Annotated in this window: 1 protein-coding gene; it reads left to right on the top strand. The window is 69.4% G+C overall.

Annotation, left to right across the window (positions count from 1 at the left end; all coding sequences use genetic code 11):
• Window positions 1-82: 82 nt before the first annotated feature.
• Complete coding sequence (locus tag ABEA30_RS07450; RefSeq protein ID WP_345581321.1) at window positions 83-556, top strand: transposase; 474 nt, start codon at window positions 83-85, stop codon at window positions 554-556.
• The last annotated feature ends 298 nt before the right edge of the window (window positions 557-854 follow it).

The following is an 854-nucleotide window of genomic DNA, read 5'->3' as shown; positions in this document are numbered from 1 at the left end:
GACCCCCTTCACCCCGCCGACACGCCCGCCATCGGATCCCCGCTCACCCCACGCTCAGGTACGAAGAGCCGGGATGGGCCCGATGACCGCACCGTCCGTGCGCGCCTTCCTCGGCGACGGCGGCGCGTTCACCACCGCCAAGGCGGCCGCCTCCTACGTCGGGATGAACCCCTCCACGTGGTCCTCAGGGACGGTGGTCCAGCCCTCGAGGGCGATCACCAAGGAAGGCCCGGCGGTGCTGCGCCTGGCGTTCTATCAGGCCGCCGGCGGCGCCCGACGGGTCGACCCTCAGCTGGCCGCCTTCTATCGGCACCTGATGGTCGACCGTGGCCACAGCCACACCAAGGCCACCGTCGCCGTCGCGCGCAAGCTCATCGAACGGACCTGGACGGTCCTGCACCGTGACCAGCCCTACCAGCTCCGCGACATCGACGGCACCCCGCTGACCCGGGTCCGGGCCAGAGAGATCGCCCGAACCTACGCCGTCCCACCCGAGGTCCGGGCCCGAGCCCGAGCACGCAGCGCGGCCACGCACCGCTCCAAGCTCACCCGCTGACCCCCACCCGAGACACGACCGAGGGCCAAGTGACACGAGGCCTCTCGGCGATCACCCCTGCCCGAAGAATCCACCCTCACGACCTTGACAACCAGTTAGGGAATCTCTTCGTACCTGAGCGTGGGGTGAGCGGGGATCCGATGGCGGGCGTGTCGGCGGGGTGAAGGGGGTCGAGGCCCTCAAGAATCGGGGTTACCACACCACCTGATCTTCAAGGACCTCGACGTGCCCGATTCTACTTCCTGCTGCCGTGCCGGCGGCGGCTACTGTCAGCGCTGCGACCTTCTGGTCGGTCTGC

The sequence above is a fragment of the Tessaracoccus lubricantis genome, assembly GCF_039544535.1.
In the GTDB taxonomy this organism is placed as follows: domain Bacteria; phylum Actinomycetota; class Actinomycetes; order Propionibacteriales; family Propionibacteriaceae; genus Arachnia; species Arachnia lubricantis.
The sequence above is the reverse complement of the archived record's forward strand: the minus strand, read 5'-3'. Positions and strand labels throughout refer to the sequence as shown.